This is a genomic window from Stenotrophomonas sp. PS02301 (assembly GCF_029959485.1).
Classification (GTDB): domain Bacteria; phylum Pseudomonadota; class Gammaproteobacteria; order Xanthomonadales; family Xanthomonadaceae; genus Stenotrophomonas; species Stenotrophomonas maltophilia_Z.
The window spans coordinates 21,609-28,512 of record NZ_JASCOO010000058.1 but is presented as its reverse complement, the minus strand read 5'-3'; the positions used below and the strand labels follow the sequence as shown (position 1 = coordinate 28,512).

Genomic DNA, 6,904 nt, shown 5'->3' with positions numbered 1-6,904 from the left:
GTCGGCGGGACACGCCGTAAATCCGTCCATGGAGGCTCATGTCGCGCCATCCATGGCGCTCATGGTCCCGCCAACCCACCCGTGCCACACCCATGACAATTGGTTGGCTGCCACGGAAAATGCAGGCCATCACACGCTCGTCTTGATGGCCGGGAATGGACGTGATGCCGGGAATGACATGGGTAGATCCACGCAATGCGTGGATGGCCGCGCGCCGCGCGGCAATGATCGGCGCCGATCAACTGCTGACGGCATGCGTCGTCCGTCTCGAGGGTGGAAACGAAAGCACGCGTTCTGGATGCAGAACGCGTGCGTCGCTGGCCATGCCCGGGTAGTGCCGGCCGCTGGCCGGCTACCTGCCGATGGCGATCAGCGCCGGCTCAAGCGGTGGACGGCTTCCACCAGGACCTGCACGTGCTCGGGATTCATGTCCGGGGACATGCCGTGGCCGAGGTTGAAGACGTGGCCTTCGCGGGAGCCGCCGTTGCCTTGGGCGTAGCTGTCGAGCACTTGGCCGGCAGTGCGTTCGATGGCGGCGGGATTGCCGTAGAGGGTGGTGGGGTCGAGGTTGCCCTGCAGGGCGACGCGGCCGCCGGTGCGGGCGACGGCATCGGCGAGGTCCAGGGTCCAGTCAACGCCGAGGGCATCGGCGCCGGTGTCGGCAAGAGCGCCGAGGTGCAGGCCGGTGCCTTTGCCGAACAGGATCAGCGGGGTGCGGTCGGCCCCTTCACCGCGTTCGAGTTCCTGCGCGATGCGGGTCAGGTAGCGCAGGGAGAATTCGCGGTACATGGTGGGGCTGAGTACGCCGCCCCAGGTGTCGAACACCTGCAGCACCTGGGCGCCGGCCGCGCGCTGGGCGGCAAGGTAGGCGATCACCGCGTCGGTGACGACCGAGAGCAGCTGGTGCAGGGCGGCCGGTTCGTTCAGGGCCATCGCCTTGATGCGGGCGAAGTCCTTGCTGCCGCCGCCTTCCACCATGTAGCAGGCCAACGTCCACGGGCTGCCGGAGAAGCCGATCAGGGGCACGCTGCCATCCAGTTCGCGACGGATCACACGCACCGCGTCCATCACGTAGCGCAGTTCGGTTTCCATGTCCGGCACGGCCAGCTTGGCGATGGCGGCCGCGTCGCGGACCGGGTGGCGGAACTTCGGGCCTTCGCCTTCGACGAAGTACAGCTCCAGGCCCATCGCGTCGGGGATGGTGAGGATGTCCGAGAACAGGATGGCGGCATCAAGGTCGAAGCGGCGCAGCGGCTGCAGGGTGACTTCGCAGGCGATATCCGGGTTCTTGGCCATCGCCAGGAAGCTGCCGGCCTTGGCGCGGGTGGCGCGGTACTCGGGCAGGTAGCGGCCGGCCTGGCGCATCAGCCAGACGGGGGTGCAGTCCACCGGTTCGCGGCGCAGGGCGCGCAGCAGGCGATCATGGCGGGAGGGGATGGTCACGGAACGCTTCCTTGGGATCTGGTGGCGCGGGGCCGAATGGGGGCAGGGCGGTGGGGGCCGCTCAGTGCGGCGGATCGCCACTGGTATAGGTCACTTCGTAGCCGCGGTGCAGGTGCGCATCGCGTGCCTTCTCGAACGCGGCCAGCGCCAGGTCTTCCTGCAGGTATTGCTCGCGGCGCAGCTGCCCGCGCCCGCCGATGGGCCCGGACTCGAGCAGTAGCTCCCAGCCACCGAACAGGTCCGGTTGCAGGGTGAGCTGGAGATAGCGGGCCGGATCGGCACCGCGGGCGTGGTGGTGCAGGAAGACGCGCATGCCACGATTGTAGCCGTGAACGCCGCAGGCGGCCGTCAGCGACGGGCAGGTGCGGCGTAACGTCGCAGGCTCAGCCGGCGGCGAGCACGCGCAGCACGTCGGCCTCGTCGACATCGGCGACCACTTCGGCCCGGCCGATCCCGCGCCACAGCACCAGGCGCAGCCGGCCGGCGACGTTCTTCTTGTCCAGCCGCATCCGGGCCAGCAGCGCCTCGGGCTGCAGGCCGGCCGGAATGGCGACCGGCAGTTCGTAGCGCAGCAGCAGCTCGCGCAGCTGGTTCGTGTCGGCGTCCCCGCTCATGCCCAGCTGGGCCGACAGGCGCGCGGCCAGGACCATGCCGACCGCGACGGCTTCGCCGTGGTTGAGGTTGTCGTTGCCGGGTGCGCCGTAGCCCTGTTCGGTTTCGATCGCGTGGCCGAAGGTGTGGCCGAGGTTGAGCAGGGCGCGCTCGCCTTTTTCCAGCGGATCGCGCGCCACGATCTCGGCCTTGTGCTCGCAGCTGCGCGCGATGGCCTGGGCCAGCGCGGTGTCATCGCCGGCCAGCAGCGCGGCATGTTCGGCCTGCAGCCACTGGAAGAACAGCGGGTCGCGGATCGCACCGTACTTGATCACCTCGGCCAGGCCGGCCCGCAGCTCGCGCGGGGGCAGGGTACGCAGGGCGGCGGTATCGGCGATGACGGCGCGCGGCGGGTGGAAGGCGCCGACCAGGTTCTTGCCTTCGGGGATGTCTACCGCGGTCTTGCCGCCGACCGAGGAATCGACCATCGCCAGCAGCGAGGTCGGCAACTGCACGCAGTCGACACCGCGCATCCAGCAGGCGGCCGCGAAGCCGGCCAGATCGCCGGCGACGCCGCCACCGAGCGCCATCACGCAGGCATCGCGGGTGGCACCGAGGGCGGCCAGTGCGGTGATCGCATCGCCGAAGTGGGCCAGGGTCTTGGAGGCCTCGCCGGCCGGCAGCACCAGCTCACCGATCAGCAGGTCCGGGCGCACGGCCAGCAGCGCCGATGTCACCCCGGCCAGATACAGCGGGGCGACCGAGGAATCGCTGAGCAGCAGCACATGGCGACCGCGCACATGGCGGGCCAGCAGCTCGCCCTGGCCGAGCAGGCCCGGGCCGATGTGGATGGTGTAGGGGGTGTCGCCGCTGACGGCAACGGTGCGCGGGGAGGGAGTCATTCGGGTGTTTCCTGTCGCTGCCACTGCGCGGCCAGGCGCAGCACCAACTGCGCGGTGGCCTCGGCGGGCGTGTAGAGATCGGTATCCAGGGTGAGGTCGGCCAGGCCCTGGTACAGCGGGTCACGGGCGGCGGCCATGTCGTGCAGTACCTGTTCGCGGTCCGGGCGCTGCAGCAATGGGCGGCCGCGGTCACGGGCCAGCCGCTCCAGCTGGGCAGGCACGCTGACACGCAGGTAGACCACGAAACCACGGCGGGCGATCGCCGCGCGGTTGACCGGATCCAGCACCGCGCCACCGCCGGTGGAGATCAGTTGACCGTGGCCGTCCAGCAGGGCGTGCAGGACCTGCCGCTCGTGCTGGCGGAAGCCGGCCTCCCCGGAGTGCTCGAAGATCGCCGGAATGCTGGCCCCGGTGCTGTCCACGATGGCCTGGTCGGCATCCACGAAGTCCAGCGTGAAGCGCTCGGCCAGCCGGCGCCCGATGCAGGTTTTGCCGGCGCCCATCGGGCCAATCAGGATGAGGTTCGGAGCGGGGTTCATTACCCTCGATCCTAACATCTCCGTGCCATCGCCTTTACGCGCCGGCCCCCATGGTGGGCCGGCGCGGACTGTCCCGCGCGCTACCGGAGCGCCCCATGTCCGTCGCCAAAATCATCGAGATCAACGCGTCCTCCAAAACCAGCGTGGAAGACGCCGTACGCAGTGGCCTGAAGAAGGTGTCCGAAACGGTCAAAGGCATCCAGGGCGCCTGGATCAATGAAACCAAGGTGGTGACCGATGGCGAGGGCAACATCACCGAGTGGCGGGTGAACCTGCGGGTGACCTTCCTGGTCGGTTGATCCCCGCGCACCTACCGGTGGCCGTGGTCAGCGCGTCGGAATGACCCGGCGCTGTTCGTCCAGCGCAATCACGGTGTCTGCCAACGCGGGCAAGGTACGCAGTGCCTGCCGGCTGACCCGTTCGTAATACTGGACGAAGCGCTCCAGCTGGGCGCGGCTCATGCTGCTTCGGTCGGGCTGGGCCGCCTGCAGGTTCTGCTCCTGCTGCCAGCGCCAGCGCGGGATCACCGAGAAATCCGGCGGCTGCAGGAACCATAGCCGGTCGCAGCGCTGCCACAGCGCGGGGTAGTCGGTGGCGAGGGCGTGGTTGCACCAGCGCCGCCAGCGGCCGTCCGCGTCGGCCTCGCGCTCGAGTGCGTTGAGCGGTGGGTCCAGATCGGTCTCGTCCTGCGCCGGGGTCCCGAGGAACCAGCCTTCGAACACCAGCAGGTCGAGCGGGCCGTCGACGCGCGGCCAGTCCTTTTCCGCTTGCCGCTCATCGGCGAGTTTGTCGAAGCGGGGCAGGGCGACCGGGCCGCCGGCCGCAACGGCGTCCAACGTGGCATGGGCCAAGGCCAGGTCGTGGGTGCCCGGCGGACCGCGGGTCAGCAGCAGCGGATGCACCTGCCGTGCCAGACGTTGGCGTTGGGCACGGGTGAGGTACACATCGTCGATGGAGAGCATGGCCGCGCGCAGGCCGCGCGATGCCGCCAATGCGACCACCTGGGCCGCCAGCGTCGATTTGCCGCTCCCCTGCAGGCCGCTGATCGCCAATACTGGAACCGCCGCGCCGCAGCCCAGCGCGTCGTCCAGCGCCTGCGCGACCAGTGCATCCGGAAAACCTTTCGTCGGGGGCATGTACGCAGGTGCAGGCATGCAGCGACAATAAACCCAAACCGCGTGACAAGAAAACCGCCATGACCGATCTGTATGCCGAAGCGCTATCCACCTTTGCCGGGCTGTTCGAGGAAGCCAAGGCCAGCCGCGAAGTTGAACCCAATGCGATGACCGTCGCCACGGCCGACCAGAACGGCCAGCCCTCCGCGCGGACGGTGTTGTTGAAAGCGTTCGATGAGCGCGGCTTCGTGTTCTACACCCACCTGGACAGCCACAAGGGCCGTGAGCTGCAGGCCAATCCGCAGGCGGCGCTGCTGTTGCTGTGGCGCAGTCTGCGCGAGGCCGGCATCCAGGTGCGTATCGAGGGCCGGGTGGCGCAGGTCAGTGACGCCGAGGCCGATGCGTACTTCGCCTCGCGCCCGCGCATGAGCCAGATCGGTGCGTGGGCGTCGCTGCAGTCCAGGACGCTGACCTCGCGCGAGGAATTCGATGCGCGCGTGGCCGCCACCGAAGCCAGCTTCGACGGCCGCGACGTGCCGCGCCCGGAAGGGTGGAGCGGGCTGCGCGTGGTGCCGCAGCGGATCGAGTTCTGGTACGGCGCGCAGTTCCGCCTGCATGAGCGTTGGTGCTATGAGATCGGCGCGGACGGGCAGTGGAGCAAGCGGATGCTGTTCCCCTGATCTAGGCAGGCGTTGCCTCGCGCAGCCAACGCCACAGCGTCGTCCGCGAGACCCCCAACTGCGCGCAGGCCTGCTCGCGGTTGCCGCCGCAGTCGGCCAGCAACTGCTGCAGCGCGGCCGCATCCGGTCGTGCCGGCGAGGCAGCAGTGAGCGCTGCCGGGGCGCCGGCGCCTGGCAGCACCCGAGGGCGCTGCACCGCATGCAGCTCCGGCAACCACTTCAGCATCTGCGGCAGCGACAACGTGCCCGGCTGCTGCTGCCAGTGGATGCGCAGGCGGTCGACCATGTTGCGCAGTTCGCGCACATTGCCCGGCCATGCGTAGTCGCGCAGTCGCGCCATCGCCTCGGCGGACAAGGGGGCGTCCATGCCGGCGAGCTGCCGGAAGAAGTGGCTCACCAGCACGGGGACATCCTCGCGCCGTTCGTGCAGCGTGGGCAGCGCGATGCGCAGCGCGGCCAGACGGTAGTACAGATCGCGGCGGAAGCGTTGTGTGTCCACCAGCGATTCCAGCGTCTGCAGCGTGGCAGCGACCACGCGTACGTCCACCGGCGTCGGCTCGGTGGCGCCCACGCGCAGCACTTCGCGCTCTTCCAGGACTCGCAGCAGCCGGGTCTGGAGCGGCTGCGGCAGTTCGCCGATCTCATCGAGGAACAGGGTGCCGCCCTCGGCCGCTTCCACCAGACCGACACGGCCGCCACGACGTGCGCCGGTGAACGCGCCTTCGGTGTAACCGAACAGCTCGGCTTCCAGCAGCGACTCGCTGATCGCCCCGCAGTTCAGCGCGACGAAACGACCCCGGCGGCCGCTGGCGGCATGCAGTTGCCGCGCCACCAGTTCCTTGCCGGTGCCGGTCGCGCCGGTGACCAGCACGGTGCTGTCGTACGGGGCGTACAGCGCAATGTGCTCGCGCACCTGCTGCATCGGCGTGCTGTCGCCGAGCAGGGCGTGGTCCGCCTCCCGGCGCTTGGCCGGTGCCCGCCGCCGCAGTGATGATGCCCCGGAACGGGCCAGGGTCTGGGTCAGCTCCAAGGCATGTTCGAACGCTTGCCGCACCGAGTCCGCCGAGTACAGCAGCACCCCGGGCAGCCCGACCTGCTCGGCATGGTCGATCGCCATGCCGGTGCCGACGATCACCTCGATCCCGTTGGCACGCAGATCGGCGATGCAGTCGCGCGCATCCTCACGGGTCACGAAGCGGCGGTGCTCGATGTCCAGCCCGAAGCTGTGCTGGAAGCTGCCGAAGGTCGGCACATCGGTGGCATGCGTGACCAGACCGATCCGCGGGGCGATCCGGCGTGCGCGCGCCAGCGCTTCCATCAGGTCGAAGCCGTTGGCCTGGATAGGCACCAGCGGTACCTCCAGCCGGCTGCGCAGGTAGGCGGCATTGGAGCCGCCGGCGATGACCACGTCGCAGTGTTCGCGCCGCAGGCGCTGACCGATCACATCCACCGCCTCCTCGAAGCCGAGGTTGATCGGCACGATGCGGGCGCGGCGGTCGAACTCCGGAATCACATCGCCGAGCAGGCCGGTCAGGCGCGACACGCTGACCGTCCAGATCACGGGCAGTTGGCCGGCATCCGGATCGGACAGGCGGGAACGGTGTCGGGGCAGGCTGATCGACATGGGCATGTTT

The 6,904-nt window shown here is 69.4% G+C and carries 8 protein-coding genes; 2 read left to right on the top strand and 6 right to left on the bottom strand.

Features of this window, described 5'->3' with window-relative positions:
• Window positions 1–369: 369 nt before the first annotated feature.
• The 4 genes from hemE to QMX81_RS14075 form a co-directional block, all read right to left on the bottom strand.
• Window positions 370–1,443: a uroporphyrinogen decarboxylase gene (gene hemE / locus QMX81_RS14090; RefSeq protein ID WP_152151974.1), complete on the bottom strand. Its 1,074-nt coding sequence runs from the start codon at window positions 1,441–1,443 to the stop codon at window positions 370–372.
• Window positions 1,444–1,504: 61 nt separating this feature from the next.
• The gene (locus tag QMX81_RS14085; RefSeq protein ID WP_121038917.1) at window positions 1,505–1,756 is read right to left on the bottom strand and encodes a WGR domain-containing protein; all 252 of its coding nucleotides are present in this window, start codon (window positions 1,754–1,756) and stop codon (window positions 1,505–1,507) included.
• A gap of 70 nt (window positions 1,757–1,826) precedes the next feature.
• A complete protein-coding gene (gene aroB, locus QMX81_RS14080) occupies window positions 1,827–2,936 on the bottom strand; it encodes a 3-dehydroquinate synthase (protein ID WP_152151976.1) in 1,110 nt (369 codons plus the stop codon).
• The gene (locus tag QMX81_RS14075; protein ID WP_121038911.1) at window positions 2,933–3,475 is read right to left on the bottom strand and encodes a shikimate kinase; all 543 of its coding nucleotides are present in this window, start codon (window positions 3,473–3,475) and stop codon (window positions 2,933–2,935) included. The genes aroB and QMX81_RS14075 overlap by 4 nt, the downstream gene beginning before the upstream one ends.
• Before the next feature lie 95 nt (window positions 3,476–3,570).
• Here QMX81_RS14075 and QMX81_RS14070 point away from each other — a divergent pair, with 95 nt between their 5' ends.
• Window positions 3,571–3,774 (top strand): dodecin family protein, encoded by a 204-nt coding sequence (locus QMX81_RS14070; RefSeq protein ID WP_121038908.1) that lies wholly within the window; start codon window positions 3,571–3,573, stop codon window positions 3,772–3,774.
• 27 nt (window positions 3,775–3,801) lie between these two features.
• On the opposite strand, the gene QMX81_RS14065 is transcribed toward QMX81_RS14070, so the two are convergent.
• Window positions 3,802–4,629: a kinase gene (locus tag QMX81_RS14065; RefSeq protein WP_121038905.1), complete on the bottom strand. Its 828-nt coding sequence runs from the start codon at window positions 4,627–4,629 to the stop codon at window positions 3,802–3,804.
• A gap of 41 nt (window positions 4,630–4,670) precedes the next feature.
• Between QMX81_RS14065 and pdxH the strand changes: the two genes are divergently transcribed.
• Window positions 4,671–5,270, top strand: a complete 600-nt coding sequence (pdxH, locus tag QMX81_RS14060) for a pyridoxamine 5'-phosphate oxidase (protein WP_282262376.1) — start codon at window positions 4,671–4,673, stop codon at window positions 5,268–5,270.
• A 1-nt stretch (window position 5,271) separates the two neighbouring features.
• Here pdxH and prpR read toward each other — a convergent pair whose 3' ends face one another.
• Entirely contained in the window at window positions 5,272–6,894 is a 1,623-nt protein-coding gene (gene prpR, locus QMX81_RS14055) for a propionate catabolism operon regulatory protein PrpR (protein WP_282262375.1), read from the bottom strand.
• Between the last annotated feature and the right edge of the window lie 10 nt (window positions 6,895–6,904).